21 protein-coding genes are annotated in these 22,669 nt (G+C 69.4%); 15 read left to right on the forward strand and 6 right to left on the reverse strand.

Annotated features, from left to right (window positions below; all coding sequences use genetic code 11):
• Positions 1-106 precede the first annotated feature (106 nt).
• From ftsH to D0Z60_RS08125, 3 genes are all read left to right on the forward strand, one after another.
• The gene (gene ftsH, locus D0Z60_RS08115; RefSeq protein ID WP_118857771.1) at positions 107-2,050 is read left to right on the forward strand and encodes an ATP-dependent zinc metalloprotease FtsH; all 1,944 of its coding nucleotides are present in this window, start codon (positions 107-109) and stop codon (positions 2,048-2,050) included.
• 64 nt (positions 2,051-2,114) lie between these two features.
• A complete protein-coding gene (locus D0Z60_RS08120) occupies positions 2,115-2,483 on the forward strand; it encodes a hypothetical protein (RefSeq protein WP_118857772.1) in 369 nt (122 codons plus the stop codon).
• A gap of 71 nt (positions 2,484-2,554) precedes the next feature.
• The gene (locus D0Z60_RS08125) at positions 2,555-2,929 is read left to right on the forward strand and encodes a hypothetical protein (RefSeq protein ID WP_162888150.1); all 375 of its coding nucleotides are present in this window, start codon (positions 2,555-2,557) and stop codon (positions 2,927-2,929) included.
• Here the strand turns inward: D0Z60_RS08125 and D0Z60_RS08130 are convergent.
• The gene (locus D0Z60_RS08130; protein ID WP_118857774.1) at positions 2,926-3,969 is read right to left on the reverse strand and encodes a DUF3667 domain-containing protein; all 1,044 of its coding nucleotides are present in this window, start codon (positions 3,967-3,969) and stop codon (positions 2,926-2,928) included. The genes D0Z60_RS08125 and D0Z60_RS08130 overlap by 4 nt on opposite strands.
• 58 nt (positions 3,970-4,027) lie before the next feature.
• On the opposite strand from D0Z60_RS08130, the gene D0Z60_RS08135 reads away from it, so the two are divergent.
• The 8 genes from D0Z60_RS08135 (at position 4,028) to D0Z60_RS08170 (ending at position 9,494) form a co-directional block, all read left to right on the forward strand.
• Entirely contained in the window at positions 4,028-4,642 is a 615-nt protein-coding gene (locus tag D0Z60_RS08135; RefSeq protein ID WP_118857775.1) for a nicotinate-nucleotide adenylyltransferase, read from the forward strand.
• A gap of 80 nt (positions 4,643-4,722) precedes the next feature.
• Positions 4,723-5,049, forward strand: a complete 327-nt coding sequence (gene rsfS / locus D0Z60_RS08140; RefSeq protein ID WP_118858506.1) for a ribosome silencing factor — start codon at positions 4,723-4,725, stop codon at positions 5,047-5,049.
• Between the two features lie 10 nt (positions 5,050-5,059).
• Positions 5,060-5,482 (forward strand): 23S rRNA (pseudouridine(1915)-N(3))-methyltransferase RlmH, encoded by a 423-nt coding sequence (locus D0Z60_RS08145; protein ID WP_118857776.1) that lies wholly within the window; start codon positions 5,060-5,062, stop codon positions 5,480-5,482.
• Complete coding sequence (locus D0Z60_RS08150; RefSeq protein WP_118857777.1) at positions 5,475-6,632, forward strand: murein hydrolase activator EnvC family protein; 1,158 nt, start codon at positions 5,475-5,477, stop codon at positions 6,630-6,632. The genes D0Z60_RS08145 and D0Z60_RS08150 overlap by 8 nt, the downstream gene beginning before the upstream one ends.
• Positions 6,633-6,665: 33 nt before the next feature.
• Positions 6,666-8,003 (forward strand): S41 family peptidase, encoded by a 1,338-nt coding sequence (locus tag D0Z60_RS08155; protein WP_118857778.1) that lies wholly within the window; start codon positions 6,666-6,668, stop codon positions 8,001-8,003.
• 10 nt (positions 8,004-8,013) lie between these two features.
• The gene (locus D0Z60_RS08160) at positions 8,014-8,514 is read left to right on the forward strand and encodes a disulfide bond formation protein B (RefSeq protein WP_118857779.1); all 501 of its coding nucleotides are present in this window, start codon (positions 8,014-8,016) and stop codon (positions 8,512-8,514) included.
• Positions 8,511-9,044 carry a demethoxyubiquinone hydroxylase family protein gene (locus D0Z60_RS08165; protein ID WP_118857780.1) on the forward strand — a complete coding sequence of 178 codons (534 nt, stop codon included), beginning with the start codon at positions 8,511-8,513 and terminating at the stop codon, positions 9,042-9,044. Before D0Z60_RS08160 ends, D0Z60_RS08165 begins: the two co-directional genes overlap by 4 nt.
• Positions 9,045-9,095: 51 nt before the next feature.
• Positions 9,096-9,494: a hypothetical protein gene (locus D0Z60_RS08170; RefSeq protein ID WP_118857781.1), complete on the forward strand. Its 399-nt coding sequence runs from the start codon at positions 9,096-9,098 to the stop codon at positions 9,492-9,494.
• A gap of 13 nt (positions 9,495-9,507) precedes the next feature.
• Here the strand turns inward: D0Z60_RS08170 and D0Z60_RS08175 are convergent, their stop codons facing one another.
• Positions 9,508-11,265 carry a DUF885 domain-containing protein gene (locus D0Z60_RS08175; protein ID WP_118857782.1) on the reverse strand — a complete coding sequence of 586 codons (1,758 nt, stop codon included), beginning with the start codon at positions 11,263-11,265 and terminating at the stop codon, positions 9,508-9,510.
• A gap of 142 nt (positions 11,266-11,407) precedes the next feature.
• Here D0Z60_RS08175 and D0Z60_RS08180 point away from each other — a divergent pair, with 142 nt between their 5' ends.
• The 3 genes from D0Z60_RS08180 to D0Z60_RS08190 are packed head-to-tail and all read left to right on the forward strand — an operon-like array spanning position 11,408 to position 14,666.
• On the forward strand, positions 11,408-12,652 hold the full coding sequence (locus D0Z60_RS08180) for a putative DNA modification/repair radical SAM protein (protein WP_118857783.1): 1,245 nt from the start codon (positions 11,408-11,410) through the stop codon (positions 12,650-12,652).
• Between the two features lie 33 nt (positions 12,653-12,685).
• Positions 12,686-13,168: a hemerythrin domain-containing protein gene (locus D0Z60_RS08185; RefSeq protein ID WP_118857784.1), complete on the forward strand. Its 483-nt coding sequence runs from the start codon at positions 12,686-12,688 to the stop codon at positions 13,166-13,168.
• A gap of 31 nt (positions 13,169-13,199) precedes the next feature.
• The gene (locus D0Z60_RS08190; protein WP_118858507.1) at positions 13,200-14,666 is read left to right on the forward strand and encodes a UdgX family uracil-DNA binding protein; all 1,467 of its coding nucleotides are present in this window, start codon (positions 13,200-13,202) and stop codon (positions 14,664-14,666) included.
• 4 nt (positions 14,667-14,670) lie between these two features.
• Here D0Z60_RS08190 and D0Z60_RS08195 read toward each other — a convergent pair whose 3' ends face one another.
• From D0Z60_RS08195 to D0Z60_RS08210, 4 genes are all read right to left on the reverse strand, one after another.
• The gene (locus D0Z60_RS08195; RefSeq protein ID WP_240325587.1) at positions 14,671-16,728 is read right to left on the reverse strand and encodes a TonB-dependent receptor; all 2,058 of its coding nucleotides are present in this window, start codon (positions 16,726-16,728) and stop codon (positions 14,671-14,673) included.
• Between the two features lie 100 nt (positions 16,729-16,828).
• Positions 16,829-20,236: a chromosome segregation SMC family protein gene (locus D0Z60_RS08200; protein ID WP_118857786.1), complete on the reverse strand. Its 3,408-nt coding sequence runs from the start codon at positions 20,234-20,236 to the stop codon at positions 16,829-16,831.
• A 29-nt stretch (positions 20,237-20,265) separates the two neighbouring features.
• Complete coding sequence (locus tag D0Z60_RS08205) at positions 20,266-21,027, reverse strand: thioredoxin domain-containing protein (protein ID WP_162888151.1); 762 nt, start codon at positions 21,025-21,027, stop codon at positions 20,266-20,268.
• Positions 21,024-21,581, reverse strand: coding sequence for a DUF721 domain-containing protein (locus D0Z60_RS08210; protein WP_118857788.1), 558 nt, complete (start codon positions 21,579-21,581; stop codon positions 21,024-21,026). Before D0Z60_RS08210 ends, D0Z60_RS08205 begins: the two co-directional genes overlap by 4 nt.
• Before the next feature lie 27 nt (positions 21,582-21,608).
• On the opposite strand from D0Z60_RS08210, the gene D0Z60_RS08215 reads away from it, so the two are divergent.
• Positions 21,609-22,643 carry an A/G-specific adenine glycosylase gene (locus tag D0Z60_RS08215; RefSeq protein ID WP_118857789.1) on the forward strand — a complete coding sequence of 345 codons (1,035 nt, stop codon included), beginning with the start codon at positions 21,609-21,611 and terminating at the stop codon, positions 22,641-22,643.
• The last annotated feature ends 26 nt before the right edge of the window (positions 22,644-22,669 follow it).

Consider the following 22,669-nt stretch of genomic DNA (forward strand, 5'->3'; position numbering starts at 1 on the left):
GGTTCGCGGCCACTTGCCAATGGGGGGCGCGAAAAGCCAGCGGGCGTTCCATTGTCATTAAGCAGCGAAGGCCTATCTTGGCCGCGACAGATATGAGAGCGACCCAATGAACGAGAAAAAGCCGGCCAATCCGTGGACCAAGTCGCTGCTGATCTGGATGGCGATCCTGCTCGGCATCGTCCTGTTCTTCCAGTCGTTCGGCGGGGCGCGCGAGCCGGCCGGGGCGGCGATGACCTATTCGGAGTTCGTCAACCAGGTCAACGAAGGCAATGTCCAGAGTGTCATCGTGTCGCGCGCGACCAACGGCGACGCCTCGATCAGCGGCCGGCTCGACGACGGCAAGACGTTCAAGACGATGGCCCCGGCCGATGCGCAGGTCACCCCGCTGCTGGTCGAGAAGGGCGTCGCGGTCCAGGTCAAGGCCGAGGAAGGCGCCAGCATCTGGATGCTGCTGCTCTACAATTCACTGCCGTTCATCCTGATGATCGGCATCGCCATCTTCATCATGCGCCAGATGCAGAAGAATGCCGGCGGCGGCGCAATGGGGTTCGGCAAGAGCCGGGCGCGGATGCTCACCCAGAAGGAAGGCAAGGTCACCTTCCAGGACGTCGCCGGGATCGACGAGGCGCGCGAGGAACTCCAGGAGATCGTCGAATATCTGAAGGACCCGGGCAAGTTCGCGCGGCTCGGCGGCAAGATCCCCAAGGGCGCGCTGCTGGTCGGCAGCCCCGGTACCGGCAAGACGCTGCTGGCCCGTGCCATCGCCGGTGAGGCGGGCGTCCCGTTCTTCACCATCTCCGGTTCGGACTTCGTCGAGATGTTCGTCGGGGTCGGCGCGAGCCGCGTGCGCGACATGTTCGAGCAGGCCAAGAAATCGGCGCCGTGCATCGTGTTCATCGACGAGATCGACGCCGTCGGCCGCCATCGCGGCGCGGGCCTCGGCAACGGCAATGACGAGCGCGAGCAGACGCTCAACCAGCTGCTGGTCGAGATGGACGGCTTCGAGGCCAATGAGGGCATCATCATCATCGCCGCCACCAACCGGCCCGACGTGCTCGATCCGGCGCTGCTTCGCCCCGGCCGGTTCGACCGCCAGGTGGTCGTTCCGCGCCCCGACATCGAGGGCCGCGAGCAAATCCTCCAGGTGCATATGAAGAAGGTGCCGCTGGCGCCCGACGTCGACCCGCGCACCATCGCCCGCGGAACTCCGGGCTTCTCCGGCGCGGACCTCGCCAACCTCGTCAACGAGGCGGCACTGCTCGCCGCGCGCAAGGGCAAAAGGCTGGTCGCGATGAGCGAGTTCGAGGAAGCCAAGGACAAGGTCATGATGGGCACCGAGCGGCGCTCGATGGTGATGACCGAGGACGAGAAGAAGATGACCGCCTATCACGAGGCGGGACATGCCGTGGTCGCGCTGCACGAGCCGGCCAGCGACCCGATCCACAAGGCGACGATCATCCCGCGCGGCCGCGCGCTGGGCATGGTCATGCGCCTGCCCGAGCGCGACAATTATTCCTATCACCGCGACAAAATGTACGCGAACCTCGCCGTCGCGATGGGCGGCCGGGTCGCCGAGGAAGTGGTGTTCGGCTACGACAAGGTCAGCTCCGGCGCGTCGAGCGACATCAGCTACGCGACCGGCCTGGCGCGCGACATGGTGACCCGCTGGGGCATGTCCGACGAGCTTGGGCCGCTGCAATATGCCGAGGCCGACGAGGAAGTGTTCCTGGGCTATTCGGTCAATCGCCAGAAGAACATGTCGAACGAGACCGCGCAGGCGATCGACAAGGAAATCCGGCGCATCGTCGAAAGCGGATACGACCGCGCCAAGAGCGTGCTCGAGACCCATCGCGACGAGCTCGAAAAGCTGGCCCAGGCGCTGCTCGAATATGAGACGCTGAGCGGCGACGAGATCAAGACGATCCTCGCCGGCGGCTCGATCGACCGCGGCGGAAGCTCGGCCCCGGTGATCCCGACCGCGGGCAATTCGATCCCCAAGGCCAAGCGTCCCGGCCGCGGCATCGGCGGAGCAGCGCCCGCGGCGGGCTAGGCGTTCAAAAAGGGTTCATCCCAACGCCGCTCTACGGCTCCTTTCCGTCGGGAGGGGTAAACTGATGAAATTCCGTGATCTCGCGCTTGGCGCCGCGCTGCTTGTAACGCCGCTTGCCGCCGCTTCAGCGATGCCGGTCGCGACCTTCCTCGCCAAGGCCGACGCGCTCGAGAAGAAGGGCGCGATGGCGGTCTTCTCGAAGGACCTCAAGCTGCTGATGAACCAGGTCAAAAAGGACGCTGGCGAACTGTCCGCCGCGAACAAGGCTGCCGCTGCGGCCGGCAAGCCCAAGGCCTATTGCACGCCGGGCGGGGTCAAGTTGAGCAATCGCGACGTGCTCGCGGCAATGCGTGCCGTGCCGGTCGCGCAGCGCGCCACGACCAGCTCGAAGGACGCGCTCAAGGCGCATCTCGCGCGGCGCTATCCCTGTTGAGCGCTCGCCGAGCAGGCAATTCCCTTTCGCGCCTTGATGTGCATGATCGCGCCGCAAGGGGGCGGTTGACGATGCGCACTTTAGTGGCTGGGTTGATTATCGTCGGACTGGCCGCTCCGGCTGCCGCGCAGAAGATGAACGCGGAGGAATTCCATCGCCGCGCCGACGCGCTTCACAAGAAAGGCAGCCGGGCGCTGCTGTCGATGGGCGAGATCCGCGCTTTGACCAAGGAAGTGCGCGCGGCAGGCGAGCTGATCAAGGCGCGCCGGATCGCTGCCGAGAAGGCCGGCGAGAAGCCGCGCTACTGCCCGCCCAAGGGCGCCAGCCGGCGGATGGGCACGGATGAATTCATGGCCCGCCTGTCGGCCATCCCGCGGCCCGAGCGCCAGGCGATCGACATGGCCGAGGCGTTGAACCGCATCCTGGCGACCAAGCACCCCTGCTAGTTCATCGCTCCGATCGCCAGCGTGACTAGCGAGAACAGCACCGCCGCGACGAAGGCGAAGATGGTGAGTGCGATGGTCCGCAGAAGCGCGCTCCACCAACGCAATTGATAGGCGCCCTTCAACTGCCGGTACATGTGGATCGGCGGGACGAAGGCGAGCAGGCCGGTCCAGCCGGGCCGGCCGGCCAGCACCAGCAGTCCGCCGGCGACGACCAGCATCATCATGAACGACAGCGAGTAGGTGACGAACACCGTGTGGTCGTAGAGTTTGAAGCGGCGGTAGAAGGGGAACAGCAGCCACAGGAACGGCACGCTCAACGGGATCAGCAGCCAGCTGAATTTGGACGCGGCATCCTGGATGTTCCTGACGAACCCTTGCGGGTCGCGCTGCGCCTTTTCGATGACCGGGCGCAGGAGCGCGGGCACCTCGCCATCGCCGGGATCGAATTCGACCGCGCCGGTCGTGCGAACGCGGCTGAGGTCGGCGATGTCCTCCCGGCGGTTGGCGATGTTGCGGTCGATCGCGGCGGTGCTGCGGCCTTCGGCAACCGCCCTGCGGCGCTGTCGCTCGAGCCAGTCGAGCTTGCGCTGCTCGTCGTTGAGCGCGGTTTCGATGTTGGAGCGCACCGCGCCCTCGACGTTGGGCGACAAGGTGCCGGTCGAATTGAGCACGGCGAACATCAGGAACACGGTGAACAAATAAATCGCGACCGGCGATACGAAGCGCGCGCGCTCGCCCTGGATGTAGCGGCGGGTCATCTCGCCCGGGCGCCAGACGAGCATCGGCAGGGTGCGCCAGATCTTGCCTTCGAAGTTGAACAGCCCCTGGACGAAGTCGGAGACCAGCGAGCGCAGATTGCGGTGGAGATGCGCCTTTTGGCCGCACCGGTGACAATAAGCGCCGGTCAGCGGGGTCCCGCAATTGAGGCAGTCGCGCTCGTGGAAATGGCCGTCGTCGCGCTGCTCGCCGTGATAGGGCTCGACCGCGCGCCCGGCCATCGCGCCGGTGACCGCCTCTCCTACCCCTTCAAGTCCTGTCATGCTCGGCCCCCCGCTGGCATATTATGCCGGGCCCAGCGGTCATGCTAGCGGGTTGCTGATGGCGCGCATCGGGCTTCTCGGCGGATCGTTCAATCCGGCCCATGTTGGGCACCGGCGGGTCAGCCTGGCGGCGCTCGACGCGCTCGGGCTCGACGAGGTGTGGTGGCTGGTCTCGCCCGGCAATCCGCTCAAGGCGGCGGCGGGCATGGCGCCCTATGAGGCGCGGCTTCGTTCAGCCCGGGCAATGACGAGGCGAAGCCCGATCCGGGTCAGCGATTTCGAGCGCCGGGCGGGCACGCGCTACACCGTTGACACCCTCGCCGCGCTGGGGAAGGCCTACCCCCAGCACCGCTTCATCTGGCTGATGGGCGAGGACAGTGTGGCCCAATTCCATCAGTGGAAGGACTGGCGGAGGCTGGCGCGACAGGTGCCGATTGCCGTCATTTCCCGCCCGGGCTATGATGACGATGCCCGCGCGGCGCGCGCGATGGGCTGGCTGCGGTGGTTCGTCCGCCCCGCGGCCATGGCTCGCAACTGGACGGCGTGGAGTGCACCGGCGATCACCTTCCTTCGCCTGCCGCCCGACCCGACCTCGGCCACCGCCTTGCGCGCCCGCAATCCCGATTGGCATCGCCGCCTCAACGGCCGCGCCCGCCGACCCCGCATTTCCTAAGAGGAGCCATCTTGGCCGACCCTACCAAGGCAGCAAGTCCCAAGCAGCCCGCCGACGTCGCGGCGCTTCACCACTTGGTGATGCAATCGCTTGACGACGACCAGGCGCTGGAAATCGTCACCATTCCGCTCGCCGGCAAGTCGTCGATCGCCGATCATATGGTGATCGCCTCGGGCCGCTCGTCGCGCCAGGTGGCGTCGATGGCCGGCAAGATCGCCGACAAGATCAAGCAACAGTTCGGCAAGATCGCGCGGGTCGAGGGCTTGCCGACCGCCGACTGGGTGCTGATCGACGCCGACGACGTCATCGTCCACCTGTTCCGCCCCGAAGTGCGCACCTTCTACAATCTCGAGCGGATGTGGGCGTTCGGCGACGAGGAGCCCAAGGCGGCCGGAAGCAGCGCCTGAGCGCGCACATTTGCTGCTGCACCTCATCGCCCGCGGCAAGATCGGCCGGTCGCCCGAGGGCGAACTGGTCGAGCGCTACATCAAGCGCATCGCCTGGCCGACCCGGGTGACCGAACTGCCCGAGCAGGGCGGGACCATCCCCGCACCGCTCGGCAATGCGGTCAGTGTCGTGCTCGACGAGCGCGGCGAGGCCCTGGGCTCGGTTGCGCTGGCGAGGCGGCTCGAGGGGTGGCGCGACGGCGGGCGGCGCGAGGCGCGGTTCCTGATCGGCGCGGCCGATGGGCATCCAGCCAATACTCGCGCAGAAGCCGACCTGCTGCTTTCCTTCGGCCCGGCGACCTGGCCGCACCTGCTGGTGCGGGCGATGCTCGCCGAGCAACTGTTCCGGGCCACCGCGATCCTCGCCAACCATCCCTATCATCGCGATGGCTAGGCGACTGTTCCTCGCGGCAGTGCTCGGTCTGGCGGCCGGGTCGAGCGTGGCGGCGTCGCCGGTGGCGGTGCTGCAGGCCGAATATCGCGCCGCCGAGGCGGAGACCCGGCGACTTGAGGCGGCTGCGGCCAGGGCCGGCGGCGAGGCGGCGCGGCTGGCGCTCGAGCGGCAGGCGGCAGCTGCGGCGATCGGCGCAGCGGAGGCGCGAATCAGCGTTGCCGCTGGGCAATTGGCCGATCGGCGCAGGGCGGTTGCTGCGGCCCAGGCCCGCCTTGCCGAGCGCCAGCGCCCGCTTGCAGCGCTCGTCGCCGGACTGATCCAGCTCGAGCGCCGCCCCCCGTTGCTCGCCATCGCCGACCGCGGCTCGGTCGAGGAATTGATGCGTACCCGCACCCTGCTCGCCGCCGCTTTGCCGGAAGTGCGCCGGCGCAGCGCGGCGGTGGCGGCCGAGCTTCGATCGGCGCGGGCGCTGGCCGCGGCGGCGGCACGCGGCGAGCAGCAATTGCAATCGGCGCGGGCCGAGCTTCGCAAACGCCAGCAGCGCTTCGCAGAGCTCGAACAGGCGGCGCTGACGCGTGCGCAGAGCCTCGGCGGAGCGGCGCTCGAGGCGGGGGACTCGGCGATCGTGGCCGGGATTGGGGCCGAGTCGGCGGCCAGCGAAGGCGCCCGGGCGGCGCAGTCGCGGCGGATCGCGGCGCGGCTCGCCCAACTCCCGCCGGCGCCGGCGCGTCCCGTGCCTCCCGAAGGTACGGCACCGGCGGCGATGCTGCCCTACGCCCTTCCCGCCTCGGCCGCGGTCAGCGAGGGCGAGGGGGCGATCGGCGACACCGGCGTGCGCGCCCGCGGCATCCGGCTCGAGACCAGGCGCGGCACGCCGCTCGTCATGCCGGCCGACGGGACGATCGCGTTCAGCGGCCCGTTCCGCCGTCACGACGGGGTCGTGATCCTCGATCACGGCGGCGGCTGGATGACGATGCTGGTCGGCGCCCGCGCCGAGGCGTCGCGCGGAACCCGGCTCAAGCAGGGTGCGCCGCTCGGCGTTGCGCTCGGGCCGGTGGCGCTCGAACTGTCCCGCAATGGGCGCCACATCTCTCCCGCGCTCGCCGCGCAGCGCAGCCGGTCACTGTCCATTCAGCCGCGGCGGCGCTAGAGTGGCCGCGAACAGACGCGAGGAATTGGTTCGATGAAGACTCTCGCCCGGCTCGTCCCGCCGCTCGCCCTCGTCGGCGCGCTGACGATGATCCCGCTGACCACCAGCACGCTGGCGGCGTCCGAAGCCGACACGATGAAGGAACTCGACACCTTCATGGACGTGTTCAACCAGGTCCGCGCGTCCTACGTCGACCCGGTCGACGATCATGTGCTGATCAAGGGCGCGATCGATGGCATGCTTGCCGCGCTCGACCCGCACAGCTCCTATGTCGAGGGCAGCGACTATAACCAGCTGCGGACCACCACCGACGGCAATTACGGCGGACTCGGCCTGTCGGTCACGATGGAGGACGGGGCGGTCAAGGTGATCACCCCGACCGAAGACACGCCCGCCGACCGCGCGGGAATCAAGGCCGGCGACTATATCACTCACCTCGATGGGCAATTGCTCTACGGTCTCGACCTCGACGAGGCGGTCGAGAAGATGCGCGGCGCGCCCGGGTCGCGCACCACGGTGACGATCGTCCGCCCCGGCCGCGACAAGCCGTTCGACGTGCCGTTGGTGCGCGCCAAGATCGAGCTCCGCCCGGTCAAGTGGGAGGTCAAGGACGGCATCGGCATCATCAACATCAACACCTTCAGCGGCAACACCGGCGCGGCGGTCGAATCGGCGCTGACCTCGATCGACAAGGCGACCGGCGGCAAGCCCTTGGGCTATGTCGTCGACCTGCGCTCCAACCCCGGCGGCCTGCTCAACGAGGCGGTGCGGGTCAGCGACGCGTTCCTCGATCGCGGCGAGATCGTCTCCGAGCGCGGCCGCGACAAGCGCGACATGCAAAGCTGGAGCGCCAAGCCGGGCGACATGGCGCATGGCCTGCCGGTGATCGTGCTGGTCGACGTCGGCTCGGCCTCGGCGGCGGAAATCGTCGCTGGAGCGCTCCAGGATCATCGCCGAGCGGTGGTGATGGGCGAGCGCAGCTTCGGCAAGGGCTCGGTCCAGGGCGTTAGCGAGATCGGCCAGGGCAAGGCGCTGCGCCTCACCATCGCGCGCTACTACACCCCCTCGGGCAAGTCGGTTCAGGCCGGCGGGATCGATCCCGACATCCTCGTCCCGCAGCTGAGCGATCCGGACTACAAGGAGCGCAAGGTGGTGCGCGAGGCCGACTTGCGCCGCCATCTGGTGAGCCAGGAATCGGTCAAGGACGAGATCCTGGAGAAGGACGGCAGCCCCGATCCGCGCTTCACCGCCACCGCCGCCGAGCTCAAGAAGAAGGGCGTCGAGGACTTCCAGCTCGACTATGCGCTGAAGACCTTGAAGCGCCTGTCGCTTGCGGCGAGCGGCGTTCCGGCCCCTGCCAAGTCGCGCTGAGCCAAGAGCGATGGCGACGGCGAGCCTCGAGCGGCCGGCGGCGCGGGCTCCCGCCGCGACGGCGCGGCTGCTGGCGCTGCTCGTCCCCTCCGCGCTGCTCGGCGGCGCCTTGCTGTCGCAATATGTCGGCGGGCTTCACCCGTGCGAGATGTGCCACTGGCAACGCTGGCCGCATTATGCCGCCATCCCGCTCGCGCTCGCCGCCTTCCTGTATCCGGTCGGCACGCGCGGCGCGAATGTGCTGACCGCTTTGGCCGCCGTGGCGGTCGCGGTGTCGGGTGCGATCGGCGTGTTCCATGCCGGGGTCGAATATGGCTGGTGGGAAGGGCTGACGACGTGCAGTTCGGCCGGCGCCGCGATGAGCCTCGATGACCTGTTCAACGTGCCACTGGTGCGCTGCGACGAGGTGCAATGGTCGCTGCTCGGGATTTCGATGGCCGGCTATAATGCGATCTTCTCGCTCGGCGGAGCGGCGCTGATCCTTTTCCTTCTCGGCCGGCGGCCGGCATGAGCTGGAAACCCGGCGACCGGCCGCCCGACGCCGCTTCGATGATCCGAGTCGACCAGGCCGGCGAATATGGCGCGACTCGGATCTACGCCGGGCAAATGGCGGTGCTTCGCGGCAAGTCGCCGGCGGCGCACGAGATCGCGCGGATGGCGAGCCAGGAGCAGGCGCATCTCGACCGCTTCGACCAGCTGATGGCCGAGCGGGGCGTGCGCCCGACCGCGCTGCAGCCGCTGTGGAACATCGCCGGCTTCGCGCTCGGAGCGGCGACCGCGCTTATCTCCGAGGAAGCGGCGATGGCCTGCACCGACGCGGTCGAGACCGAGATCGATCGCCATTATGCCGACCAGTTGCGCGAGCTCGGCGACAGCGACCCCGAGCTGTCGGCCGACATCTTGCGTTTCCAGGCCGAAGAGCTGGAGCATCGCGACACCGCGCGCGCGCACGGCTCGGCCAATGCCCCCGCCTACCCCGTTCTGACAGCAGCGATTCGCGCCGGATGCCGGGTCGCGATCGGCCTGTCGAAGCGGATTTGAGGAACTTTTGCGGCGGCTTGACGCTGTTGCTGGCTTGAGAGGAATGATGTGATGACCAAGACGCCGCTCACCATGGGGATTGCCCTTGCCGTGGCCGCTTCGGCGCTGGCCCCGGCCCCGTCGGCCGCCCAGAACGCAAGCGTCAGCGAAGTCATCGTCTACGGCACCGACCCCTGCCCGCGCTCGACCGACGACGAGGTGGTGGTCTGCGCGCGCAAGCCCGAGACCGAACGCTACCGGATCCCCGAGCGGCTGCGCCAGGGCGGCTCGCTGCAGTCGCGCCAGGCGTGGGCGGTGCGCGCCAAGAGCTTCGAGACGGTCGGCGCGACCGGTATCAACAGTTGTTCGGCGGTCGGCCCGGCGGGCCACACCGGCTGCCTCGACCAGCTGATCGAGAACGCCTTTGCCGAGCGCCGCGAGCAGGCCAAGAGCGAGACGACGCCGCGCTAGGCGGCAGCGCCCCTCACCCCTTCGCCTGCTCGGCGGCGATCCATGCCTCGACCTGCCGGTCGAGCGTGCCGAGCGGCACCGGCCCCTGATCGAGCACCGCGTCGTGGAACCGGCGAAGGTCGAACTTGGCGCTGAGCGTCTTCTCGGCCTTGGCGCGAAGCGCCCGTATCCGTAGCTCGCCGAGCTTGTAGGCGAGCGCCTGGCCCGGCGTTGAGATGTAGCGGTTGACCTCGGCATCGACATTGGCGTCGGTCAGCGTCGTATTGTCCTTGAAGAAGGCCACTGCCTGCGCCTTCGACCAGCCCTTCGCATGGAGGCCGGTGTCGACCACCAGCCGCGCCGCGCGCCACATCTCGTAGCCCAGCCGGCCCATGTCCTTTTGCGGCGTGTCGTAGATTCCGAGCTCGATCCCGAGCCGCTCCGAATAGAGCCCCCAGCCCTCGACGAAGGCGGTGAAGAAGGTCGCATATTTGCGCCAGTCGGGCATCGCCAGCTCCTGCTGGAGCGCGATCTGATGGTGGTGACCGGGCACCGCCTCATGGACGGTGAGCGGCGGCAATTCCCACAGCGGCCGCTGGTCGAGCTTGCTGGTATTGACGAAATAGGTGCCGGCGACCCCCGCCTCCGGACTGCCCTGGACGTAGTAGGCGGTGGTCGTCCCCTCGGCGATCGCGGCGGGGATCTCCTTGATCCCATAGGGCAGTCGCGGGAGCTTGCCGAACAGGCCGGGCATCTTGCCGTCGATCAGCTTGGCCATGCGCGCCGTCGCTTCCATCAGCTCCTCGGGCGATTTGGCGAAATATTTGGGGTTGGTGCGCATGTCGGCGATCATCGCCTCGCGGCTGGCGAAGCCGGCCTTGGCGGCGACCGCCGCCATTTCCGAGCGGATCCGCGCGACCTCGCTAAGCCCGAGCGCGTGAATCGCGTCGGGGGTCATGTCGGTGGTGGTGTGGAAGCGCACCAGGTAGGCGTAATTTGCCTTGCCGTCCGGCAGCGCGGCGATCGAATCGCTCTTCAGGCAGCGCGGCCGCAAGTCCTTGGCATAGGCCGCCTGGAAGCCGGCGATCGCGGGATTGATGTCGCGGCTGATGAGGGTGCGCGCCGAGGCCTGGAGCGTGGCCCAACGCGCGGCGTCAATCCCGCTCGGCGCCGGCTTGGCGAACTGGGAAAAATAGGGCGACTTGGCCACGTCGGCGTCGGGGGCCACCGCCTGGCTCTTGTCGAGCGGGGCGAGCGTCGAGCAGGGCCGGCCGTACCCCTTCTTGGCGAGATCGACGGCGAGCGCGGTCTGGGCGCGGATCCGGTCGGCGACCTGGCCAAGTCGGGCGAGGAAATTATCGTAGTCGGCCGCGCTCTTGAGCGGCACCTGGTCGAAGAATTGCGGCAGGCCGTCGATGTAGGTGCCCCCCGCCGAATAAGGGATGAAGTTGGAGCGGAACAGGCCGCCGTCGACGAAGCTCTGTAGCTGGGCGCGAAGGATGGCGTGATTAACCTGTTCGGCGGGCACGAGCGCCTTGGCCGGAACAGCGTCGAGGCGAGCGAGGATCTCGCGCGCCTCGGCGACCTGGCGTTCGGCGACCGCAATCCCAACCTGCTCGAGCTCGCGATCGTAGGTCCTGACGCCGAGCGTCGAGGCGAAGGTCGGATTGTCGCGCAGGAACGCCGCCCAATAATCGTCCTGGATTTTCTGGAAGTCCTCGCTCGGCCCGGCCAGTGCCGGAGCAGCCGTGGCGAGGATGGTGGCGGCCAGAATTGCGGACAATCGACGCATGTGTGTTCCCCCTGAAACGTGCCGCAGCCTAGGGCCGCGCCGCGCCTGCTCCAACGCATTTCGACAGGCCGTCGAGTGGGCAGGCAACTTACCGCTAAACGCCTGTATGGACAGCACAAGTTTTAGAACATAGTGTGAACGCATGGCCCAGCTCGACACCCGCAGCAAGCTCGCGATACTCGCCGATGCGGCGAAGTACGACGCCAGCTGTGCGTCTTCGGGGACGAGCAAGCGCGACAGCCGCGGCGGCAAGGGTATGGGCTCGACCGAAGGCATGGGCATCTGCCACGCCTACGCGCCCGACGGCCGCTGCATCTCGCTGTTGAAGATCCTGCTGACCAACAGCTGCATCTTCGACTGCCACTATTGCATCAATCGCAAGAGTTCGAACGTGCGCCGCGCGCGCTTCACGGTGGAGGAGGTCGTCCACCTCACCCTCGCCTTCTACAAGCGCAATTACATCGAGGGGCTGTTCCTCTCGTCGGGCATCATCCGGTCGTCCAACTACACGATGGAGCAATTGGTCGGGGTCGCGCGCCAGCTTCGCGAAGTGCACGACTTTCGTGGCTACATCCACCTCAAGACGATCCCCGATGCGGACCCCGAGTTGGTCCGCCAGGCCGGCCTCTATGCGGACCGCGTCTCGATCAACATCGAGCTCCCGACCGAGCAGGGCCTGAGCACGCTTGCGCCGGAGAAGGACGGCGCCCGGATCGAAGGCGCGATGGGCGAGATGAAGGGCGCGATCGACGACGGCAAGGACGCCCGCAAAAAGTACAAGAGCGCGCCGAGCTTCGCACCGGGTGGCCAGTCGACCCAGATGATCGTCGGCGCGGATGCGGCAAGCGACGGCGACATCGTCACCCGCGCCAGCCAGCTCTACGATCGCTTCGGACTTCGGCGGGTTTATTACAGCGCCTTCTCCCCGATCCCCTCGCCGTCCGCCGTGCTTCCGCTCAAGCGCCCGCCGCTGATGCGCGAGCACCGGCTTTACCAGTCCGACTGGCTGATGCGCTTTTATGGGTTCAAGCCCAAAGAGGTGGTCGCGGCCGCCGACCCGGGTGGGATGCTGCCGCTCGACATCGACCCCAAGCTCGCCTGGGCGCTCAAGTTTCGCGACTATTTCCCGGTCGACGTCAACCGCGCGAGCAAGGAGCAATTGCTGCGCGTGCCCGGGCTCGGCACCAAGGCGGTCGACCGCATCCTGCGCAGCCGCAAGTGGCGGGCGATGCGGCTCGACGATGTGGCCCGGCTGACGGTCAGCATCGCCAAGGTCCGACCGTTCATCGTCACCGCCGACTGGCGGCCGGTCCTGCTCACCGACCGGACTGATTTGCGCGCCCTCGTCGCGCCGCGCGCGCGGCAATTGGACCTGTTCGCCGCCTGAGCCGTTGGCGCGGGACAACGGGAGATCAAAGGCATGGCGAACGACATTTTCGAGCGGCTCAAGAAGGATCACGACCAGCACCGCGCACTGCTCGCCGACCTGTTCGCGGCCGAGGGCAAGCCGGAGCAGCGCCAGCGCCTGTTCGAGCGCTTCAAGATCGAGGTCACCGCCCATGCCGCGGCCGAGGAGGAGACGCTGTACGCGACCATGCTGGCGCGCGAGGAGCTGCGCCACGACGCGGTCCATTCGGTCGCCGAGCACAAGGAGATCGGCGACCTGCTGAAGGAAATCGCCGAGGCCGACGTGCGCGCCGACGACTGGCGAGCGAGCTTCCAGAAGCTGGCCGACCGCTACATCCATCACATCGACGAGGAGGAGCAGGACATGTTCCCCGCCGCGGCGGAGGGCCTGAGCGACGACAAGGTGCGCGAGCTGCGCGCCCGGTTCGAGCAGCGCAAGCCGGCCGAGATCGAGCGCGCGCTGGAAGGCGCCGACGAGGGTGACGAGCGCGACTGACGCCGACCGCGCGATGCTGCGCGACGGGCCGATGATCGGCGCGCACCGCGTCGCGCTCGCCGCGCCCGACGACTTCGACGGTTGGCGCGACGCGGCCCGCGCGTTGGCCGAGGCGGGAGTCCCGCCGACCGCGATCGTGTGGGATGTGGCGGGCGCCGAGCCGGACCTGTTCGGTGCGCCGGCCGAAGCCGCCCCGCCCCCCGCCGGCGGCGCCAGCTTTGCCGTGCCGCGCGACTTCATCGCGCTTGCCAAGGCGGCGATCTGCCACAGCGACGCCGAACGCTTCGCCTTGCTCTATGCGCTGCTGCTCAAGCTGCGTTCCAACCGCCGAGCGCTCGAGGATCGCGCCGATCCCCTCGTCGACCGGCTCGAGCGGTTGGCCAAGGAAGTGCGCCGCGACGCCCACAAGATGCACGCCTTCGTCCGCTTCCGCGAGGTCGAGGCCGACGGCGAGACCCGCTTCGTCGCCTGGTTCGAGCCCGACCATCACATCGTCCGCCGCGAGGCCGGCTTCTTCGTCCGCCGCTTCGCCAATATGCGCTGGTCGATCCTGACGCCCGAGGTCAGCATTCACTGGGACGGCGCGACCTTGAGCGAAGGTCCCGGCGCAACTCGCCGCGACGCGCCCGACGGCGACCCGGTCGAGGAGACGTGGAAGACCTATTACGCCTCGATCTTCAACCCGGCGCGGGTCAAGGTGAAGGCAATGCTGAAGGAGATGCCCAAGAAATATTGGGCCAACATGCCGGAAACCGCGCTCGTCCCGTCGCTGCTCGCCGGCGCCCAGGCGCGCGAGGCGGCGATGATCGCCACCAGCCGGAGCCAGGAGGAGAGCGCGATGCCGCGTCGCACGCCGACCCCCGACCGCGTGCCGTCACCGGGCGGCGGCGGCAATCTCGCCGCGGCATGGGCCGCGCTCAAGCAGGACGCGCTCGGCTGCACCCGCTGCCACCTCTACAAATGCGCCACCCAGACGGTGTTCGGCGAAGGCGCGCTCGATGCCCGGATCCTGTTCGTCGGCGAACAGCCGGGCGACCAGGAGGATCTCGCCGGGCGGCCGTTCGTCGGGCCGGCCGGCGAAGTGTTCAATGCGGCGCTCGAGGAAGCCGGGATCGACCGCTCCGCGACCTACGTCACCAACGCGGTCAAGCATTTCAAGTTCGTCCAGCGCGGCAAACGGCGGATCCACCAGAGCCCCGATGCGGGCGAGATCAGCGCCTGCCGCTGGTGGATCGAGCAGGAGCGCGAGCTGATCCGTCCGCCGCTCACCGTCGCATTGGGCGCCACCGCCGCGCGCAGCCTGTTCGGCAAGATCATGGCGATCGGCAAGAACCGCGGCGTGCCCCACAGTCTGCCCGACGGCGGCGAGGGCTGGATCACCGTCCACCCGAGCTTCCTGCTACGCCTGCCCGACGAGGCCGCCCGCCGCGACGAGCGCCGCAAGTTCGTCGACGATCTGAAACGCATCCGCGAGCGGGCGGAAGCGCTCGCCGCCTAGGGTCTTAAAGCCCGAGGTGTAGCGTCAGCTTGGCGTTGCGCGGCGGACCGGGCGCGATGTTATTGTCGTTGTGCGCGGCCGGGAAATAGTCGGCGCCGAGCAGATTTTCGACATTGAGCTGCGCCGTCACTCCGCGCCGAAGCTTGTAATAGGCGGCGGCGTCGAGCCGGGCGTAGCCCGGCAGCTTGACCTGGTTGCTGAGCGAGGCGAAGCTCTTCGAGCGCGCCACCGCGCCGAGCCCGAGGGCGAATGAATCGGTCAGCCGGTACTTGCTCCACAGCGACGCGCTGTGGCGCGGCACCAGCGGCACCTCGCGCCCTTCCGGAGCGGCAGTGGTCGTCTCGCTGATCTCCGCCTTCTGCCAGGCATAGCCCGCCGACACCTGCCAGCGGTGGGTGATCGAGCGCTCGAGCCCGAATTCGATGCCGGTACTGCGCTGGGCACCGCTGAGCACGGTCTTGGCCGGATTGGCGGGATCGGTCGCGCGGGTGTTGGTCCGGTCGAGGCGATAGATCGCGGCGGTCGCCAGCAGGCCGTCGATCGGCTGCCACTTGGCGCCGAGCTCGAGATTGTCGAACCGCTCGGGCTTCAGTGCTTCGCTGGTGACGTCGAGCCCGCCGAACTGGTCGCCCGACTGCGGCAGGAAGGAGCGGCTGTAACTGGCGTAAAGCGACAGATTGTCGAACGGCTTCACCACCAGGCCGAGGCGCGGCGAGAGCAGGGTGTCGGTGCGCTCATACTCGCCGCCCGAAGCGCGCAAATCGTCGACCTCGAGCGTGAAGCGGTCGAGCCGAAGGCCAGCGACGATTTCGAGCCATTCGGTGGGGCGCAGCTGGTTCTGGACGTAAAGAGCGGCGACGGTCGCGAGGGTGCGGTTGTTGGCGTCCGACGGCGCGGCGGCATAGGTCACGACCTTGTCCACGCTCGGATCGGCCAGCGAGACACGGTTGCTGCCCGCGAAGCTGCCGCTCAGCCGACGATTGCGCGACGATTGGTGGCCGAGTTCGACCCCGGCCAGCAACGTCTGGTCGATCCCGCCGAGCCGCCCTTCCCACACGAGGTCGGTCTGGCTGATCAGGCTGCGGCGGTCGTTGGTGCTGTTATAGGCGCCCAGCACCACCTCGCCCGCCGCCTCGTCGAGGTTGGTCGGATAGATGTTCTGGTAGAATTTGTCGTAGTCGCCGTAGACCGTGCGGTGGCGCAGGCTGAGGCTATCCGTGAGGCGGTGCTCGAGCGCCGCGGACAGGCGATGCACGCCGGCGCGCGCGAAACTGTCGTCGGCGTCGCCGAAGAAATCGCGGTCGTGGCCGGTGAGCGGCGTGTCGATCCCGGCCGGGTCGGTGACCGACGGCACGCCGCGATCGGTCGTCCGGCGGTCGCGGAAATATTCGTAGGACAGGTCGAGCCGCGATTCGTCGCCCAACGCGATCCCGAGCGTCGGATTGACGCCGTAGCGTGTCAGTTCGACATCGCGGCGGAAGCTGTCGCCCTTCTCGTAGAGCGCGTTGACCCTGAGCCCGAGCGCGCCGCCGAGCGGCTGGTCGATATCGAGCGTGCCGCGAAACCCGCCGAAGCTGTCGCCGCCGAGATCGAGCGCGCGCGCCGTGTCGAAGCCGGTGCGCTTGGCGACCCGGTTGACGATTCCGCCGCCGCCGCCGCGGCCGAAGATCATCGCATTGGGGCCCTTCAGCACCTCGACGCGGGCGACATTGTAGAAGTCGCGAAAATACTGGACGTCGTCGCGCAGCCCGTCGACGAAGAAGTCGGCGGTCGAGTTGTTGCCGCGCAAGGTCATCTGGTCGCGGTTGCTCTCGCCGGTCGCGGGCGACGCGCCGGGGACGAAGGTCAGCAACTCGCTGATCGAGCGCAGCTGCTGGTCGTCGATCTGCGCCTTGGTGACGATGGTCAGCGCCTGCGGAATGTCCTGGACCGCGGTCGCGGTCTTGGTCGCGCTGACGATCTTGGCCGCGCCATAGGTCGAGCGCTCGCCCTGGACGATGATCTCGTCCTCGACCGGCGCGGCCTCGACCGCGGCTTCGGCCGCAAACGCGGGCGCCGCCATGGCGGTCAGGGAAACGAAACTCAACAACGCGCGCACCATGCCGACCCCTTCGAGATTGGGGCCGAGTAGCGCTATTGATATTCATTCGCAATAAGCAATGTCACTCCGCGGCGAGCAAGGTCCCCGCTCCGCCGAGATCGACCGAGACCAGGCGACTGACCCCGCGCTCGATCATCGTCACGCCGTACAGCCGGTCCATCCGCGACATCGTCACCGCGTTATGGGTGACGATGAGGTAGCGCGTATCGGTTTCGCGGGTCATGCGGTCGAGCAGGTCGCAGAAGCGGTCGACATTGGCATCGTCCAGGGGCGCATCGACCTCGTCGAGCACGCAGATCGGCGCCGGGTTGGTAAGGAACAAGGCGAAGATCAGCGCTACCGCGGTCAGCGCCTGCTCGCCGCCCGAGAGCAGGGTCAGCGACTGCAGCCTTTTGCCCGGCGGCTGCGCCAGGATCTCGAGCCCGGCCTCGAGCGGGTCGTCGCTCTCGACCAGCGCGAGATGCGCCTGGCCGCCGTCGAACAGCGTCGTGAACAGGCTCCGGAAGTGGGCGTCGACCTGCTCGAACGCGGCCAGCAGCCGCTGCCGCCCCTCGCGGTTCAGGCTGCCGATCGAGCCGCGCAGGCGGTGGATCGCTTCCTGCAGTTCGTCGCGCTCGGCGACCCCGGCGGCGCGGCTCTGCTCCAGTTCGGCAAGCTCGCTTTCGGCGATGAGGTTGACCGGCCCGATCCGCTCGCGCTCGGCAGTCAGCCGCTCGAGCTGGGCCCGCTCGGCCTCTGCCAGCTGAAGTGCCGACTCGTCGAACTGGAACCGCTCGGGCAGCAGCGGCGGCGGGCATTCGAACGTCTCGCCGCACTCGCGGGCGAGCTCGGCGCGGCGGGTTTCCTGCGCCTCGGCCCGAGCAACCGCTCCGGCGCGGGCCTCGCGGGCAGCGCTGAACACCTCGCCCGCCTCGTCGAGCGCGCGCTGCAGATTGGCCAGCTCGCGCTCCGCCTCGAGCTCGCCCGCGGCGGCCTGAGCGACGGCCTTGGCGCTCGAATCGTTGGCGCTTTCGAGCGCCGCAATCTCCCGGTCGAGCCGCTCGGGTTCCCCCTCGAGCGACTCGCGCTCCTCGGCAAAGGCCGCCGCGCGCGCGCCGCTCTCGCCAAGCCGTTCCTCGGCGCGGCCGGCCCGGCTGCGCCACTCGCTTTGCTCTTTCAGCGCCGCCGCATCGCGCTCGCGGTCGGCGGCGAGCTCGCGCCCGCGGGTCGCGGCCCGTGCCCGCAGGTCCGCCACCTTGGCATTGGCCGCCGCCGAGTCCGACCGCGCCGCCTCGACCTCATCCGCCAGCGACTGTGGCTCGGCCGCCTCGGCCAGCGCCGCCTCAGCTTCGGCCAGCGCTTGGCGGGCGGTCGCCAGCAGCGGTTCGAGATCCGCGCGCCGCTGGTCGAGTGCGCCGCGCTGGGCGGCGATACGTTCGAGCGCGGCCTCGGCCTGGTCGATTCGCCGCGCCGCGTCGCGCGCCGAGCGCTCGGCTTCGGCCGCCGCGGCGCGCGCCGCCTCGCCTTGCTGGCGTGACCGCTCGACCGCTTGACTAGCCTCGGCGCGCGCCTGTTCCGCTTGTTCCAACGCCGAGCGGAGCCCCGGCAGATCGACATCGAGCGCAGCGAGGCGATTGGCGCGAATCAGCCGTTCGGCCGCCGCCGCCCCGCCGCCGATCGCGACGAACCCGTCCCAGCGCCGCATCCGCCCTTCAGGGGAAACCAGCCGCTGCCCGGGCGCCAGCGGCTGCCCCGAATCGGTGTCTGCCACCCCGATCTGCGCCAGCCGCCGCTTTAGCTCGGCCGGGGCGCGGACATGGGCAGCAAGCGGCTCGAGCCCGTTCGCCAGCTCGGGATCGCCCGCACCGCGCGACATCTCCCACCGCCGCGCGCCGTCGCCACCGATTTCGGCCTGGAGATCGTCGCCCAGCGCCGCCGCCAGCGCGCGCTCGTAACCGGGCTCGGCCGAGACCTCGACCTGCCCGCCGCCCGAATGCGCCAGCGCGTCGGCCAGCGCCTTGCGTTCGGCCTCGACCGACGCCAGCGCCGCGCGGGCTGCGGCGAATGCACTGTCGGCCTGATCGCGCTGGGCGGCGGCGGCGACCCGCGCCGACTCGGCGTCCGAAGCAGCCGCCTCTGCCTCCGCCAGTGCCCGCGCCGCTGCCTCCGTCGCCTGCTCCGCCTCAGCTTTTTCGTCCCGTTGGGCCACGCCATCGCCGAGCGCCGCGGCCTGCTCGTCGATCCGCGCCAGCTCCTGCTCCGACCGCGCCGAATGCGCCCGCGCCGCCTCCAGCGCCGCCTCGGCGATCCGCCGCTCGGCCGCAATCGCCGCCTCGCGCGCGAGGATCGTCGCCAGAGCGGTCTCCGCGGCGCGCGCTTCGCCTTCCGCCTCGTTCAGTTCGGCGGCGAGCGCCGCCGCATCGCGCTCGCTCCCCGCGATCCGCGCCGCGATCCCCGATCGCTCCTCTTCGAGCGCGGCGATCGCCCCGGCCGCCTCGCTTCGAAGCGCCTCCTCGCGCGCCCGGTCGGCGGCGAGCGCCTCGGTCAGCCGGCCAAGCTCGGCCAGCCGCCGCGCCGCAGTGTCGCGCTTCGCTCGCGCCGTCGCCAGCTCATGCGCCAGCCCGCGACTGCGCTCCCGCGCCTCGTTGGCGGCGGTGCGGCGGGCGGCGAGCAACCCCTCGGCCTCGCGGTGACGGACCTGCGCCGCGGCCATCGTCTCGCGCAGCCGGGTGACCGAATCATTGGCTGCACGCGCCTCCTGCGCCGCCGCCCCGGCGGCATGGTCGGCCTCGCGCCAGCGGGCGAACAGCAGCCGCGCCTCGGCCGAGCGGATTTTGTCCGACAGCGCGCGATAGCGCTCGGCCGCCCGCGCCTGCCGCTTCAGCGCCGCCGCCCGCGCTTCCTGGTCGCTGAGCAGTTCGTCCAATCGCTGGATATTGGCCTCGGCGGCGCGCAGCTTGCCTTCCGCGTCCTTGCGCCGCGCATGGAGGCCGGAAATCCCGGCCGCCTCCTCCAGCAATTGCCGCCGCTCAACCGGCTTGGCGGCAATGACGGCGCCGATCCGACCCTGGCTGACCAGCGCCGGCGAATGCGCACCGGTCGCGGCGTCGGCGAACAGCAAGGCGACATCCTTCTGGCGCACGTCGCGGCCGTCGATCCGGTAGGCCGACCCGGCGCCGCGCTCGATCCGCCGGGTGATCTCGCTCTCGCCCGGCTGCGCGCCGTCGCCGGAGCGTTCGATCAGCAGCGACACTTCGGCAAAGTCGCGCGCCGGGCGGGTCGCGGTGCCGGCGAAGATGACGTCTTCCATACCGGCGCCGCGCAGGCTCTTGGCGCTGCCTTCGCCCATCACCCAGCGGATCGCCTCGAGCAAATTGGACTTGCCGCAGCCGTTGGGCCCGACCACCCCGGTCAGGCCCGGCTCGATCCTGAGCTCGGTCGGCTCGACGAAGCTCTTGAAGCCCCCCAGCTTGAGACGGCGGATCTTCAACCGTCAGCCTTTCGCGCGGTGCCCGGCGCTCAGCTGCCGAGTGCCCCGCGCAGCTTCGCCTCGAGCTGGGCCCAGATCGGCTCGCTGCCCTCGAACTGGACCAGCTCGCCGTTGAGCAGGAAGCTCGGCGTGGCGTTGATCTGGAAGGTCGAGGTGGCGTCGCTCTGCATCGCCACCAGCCGGTCGACCGACGCCTGGTCGGCGAGGCACTGGTCGAGCTTGGCCGACGGCAGGCCGCGCATCGTCGCCCACTGCTTGAGGCCCGCGAGCTCGGCGAAGCGCGGCAGCTTTTGCGCCGGCGGCAGCGCCTCGATCGCGGCGAGCTGCGCCTGGTCGGCCTGCTGGACGCGGGCGAACATGTCCTTCTGCCCCGCGAACAATTGGCCGGTCAGGCCGAAAAAGCTGGTCGGGCCGCCGCAGCGCGCGATGACCGAGGCGGTGAGGTCGAGCCCGTCACGCACGAAGTTGCGGAATTCGAAGCTCACCCGCCCGCTCTTCACATAGGTGTTGGTGATGGTCTCCATCGCCGCTTCCTCGAACTCGGCGCAGTGCGGGCAGGTCATCGATCCGAATTCGACCAGCTTGACCGGAGCGTCCGGGTTGCCGAGCCGGTAGCCGCCTTCCGGGGTCAGGCTGACGGTCTGCGTCCAGTCGCCGCCGTTGGGCGCGGCGATCGGAGTGATCGGGCCGGACTGGGCGGTTGTGCCCGAATTGCCGTCGGCGCCCTTGTCGCAGGCGGTGAGCGCAAAAGCGGCGGCGGCGATCAGCAGAAGAGAGGCTTTGGTGGTCACGAAATGCTCCGGATGACTGGGACAGGAATGGGATCGGCTGCGGCCGCATCGACAGCCGGCGGACCGGTGGTCGCGGCGATTTGGCCGGCAAGCGATTCGAGGCAGGCGCGAAGCTCGGGGTCGGCGATCGCGCGAAGCCCCTCGCCGAGTTCGGCCGGGACCGGCGCCGGGGCCGGCCGTTCGGGGGCGACGGGCTTGGCCGGGATCCGACCCTGGCGGTAGACCAGCTTGGCCACCGCCTCATAGCCGAAGAAGCGGTTGACCCGCTCGATCACCATCGGCCCGAGATGCTGCATCAGCGGCGCATGGGCGCCCTCGACGAGCAGGGTCAGCGTACCGTTCTTGCGGCTTCCGGTCGGGAAGCGGATCGATTCGGGCGAGGACACGCGGGCATAGCGCTCGCCGACGATTTCGCTCCACCGGCTGACCACCGCCCCCTGGACGAAGCCGAAGCGCTTGAACGCCGCCCCGCCGGCCGCGCCGATCAATTCGCCCGCCGAGCGCGAGCGGCCGTGGCGCGGGGAATCGCTGGTCTTGTCGCGGGGTTTCGCCATCGCCGGCCGTCATGCCATAGCAACCCAGTGCCCGCCAGTGTCGCCAGCATCCTCCTCGACCACTATCGGCGGACCGCCCGGCGATTGCCGTGGCGAAGCCCGCCGGGTGAGCCGCCGCCCGACCCCTATCGGGTGTGGCTGAGCGAGATCATGCTCCAGCAGACCACGGTCGCCGCGGTGACCCCGCGCTTCGAGCGGTTCGTCGAACGCTGGCCGACGGTGGACGCGCTGGCGGCGGCCAGCGACGACGACATTCTCGGCGAGTGGGCCGGGCTCGGCTACTATGCCCGCGCCCGCAACCTCATCGCCTGCGCCCGGCTGGTCGCGGCGCGCGGCGGCTTTCCCGACGACGAAGCCGGGCTGCGCGCCCTTCCGGGGGTCGGCCCCTACACCGCCGCCGCCATCGCCGGGATCGCTTTCGGGCGCGATTCGGCACCGATCGATACCAATGTGGAGCGGGTCGTCGCCCGGCTCCATGCGCTCACCGAAAAGCCCGAGGTCCGCGCCGCCGCGCAGGCGATGGTCCCGCGCGGCGCGGCGGGCGATTTCGCGCAGGCGATGATGGACCTCGGCGCAACCATCTGCCGACCGCGCGACCCGTTGTGCGCCGCCTGCCCGCTCGAAGCGCACTGCGCCGCGCGCGCCCTCGGCCGGCCGGAGGACTTTCCGGCGCGCAAGCTCCGCGCCGAGCGCCCGCGTCGCCACGGAATCGCCTATTGGCACCGCCGCGACGGCGCGATTTTCCTCGTCCGCCGCCCCGGCCGCGGACTGCTCGGCGGGATGGCTGCGCTGCCCGGCCCGGATTGGGAGCTCGCCGCGCCGCCGCCCGCCTCTCTGGCCAGCGTGCGCCACGTCTTCACCCATTTCGCGCTCGACTTGCACCTCGTTGCGAGCGACTCCGCGCCATCGGCCGAGGGCTGGTGGCAGCCGCTCGACGGCATTGCCGCCGCGGGCCTTCCGACGCTCTATCGCAAGGCCGTGGCGGCGGCGCTTCGGGCCGAGTCCGGGGCCGCGCCCGACAATCCTCCGGCGATGCTTGAAAGCGGCTTATCCGCGCCGTAAAGGGCAACGCCAATTCTCATCCAAAC

Source organism: Sphingomonas mesophila (assembly GCF_003499275.1).
Taxonomy (GTDB): Bacteria; Pseudomonadota; Alphaproteobacteria; order Sphingomonadales; family Sphingomonadaceae; genus Sphingomicrobium; species Sphingomicrobium mesophilum.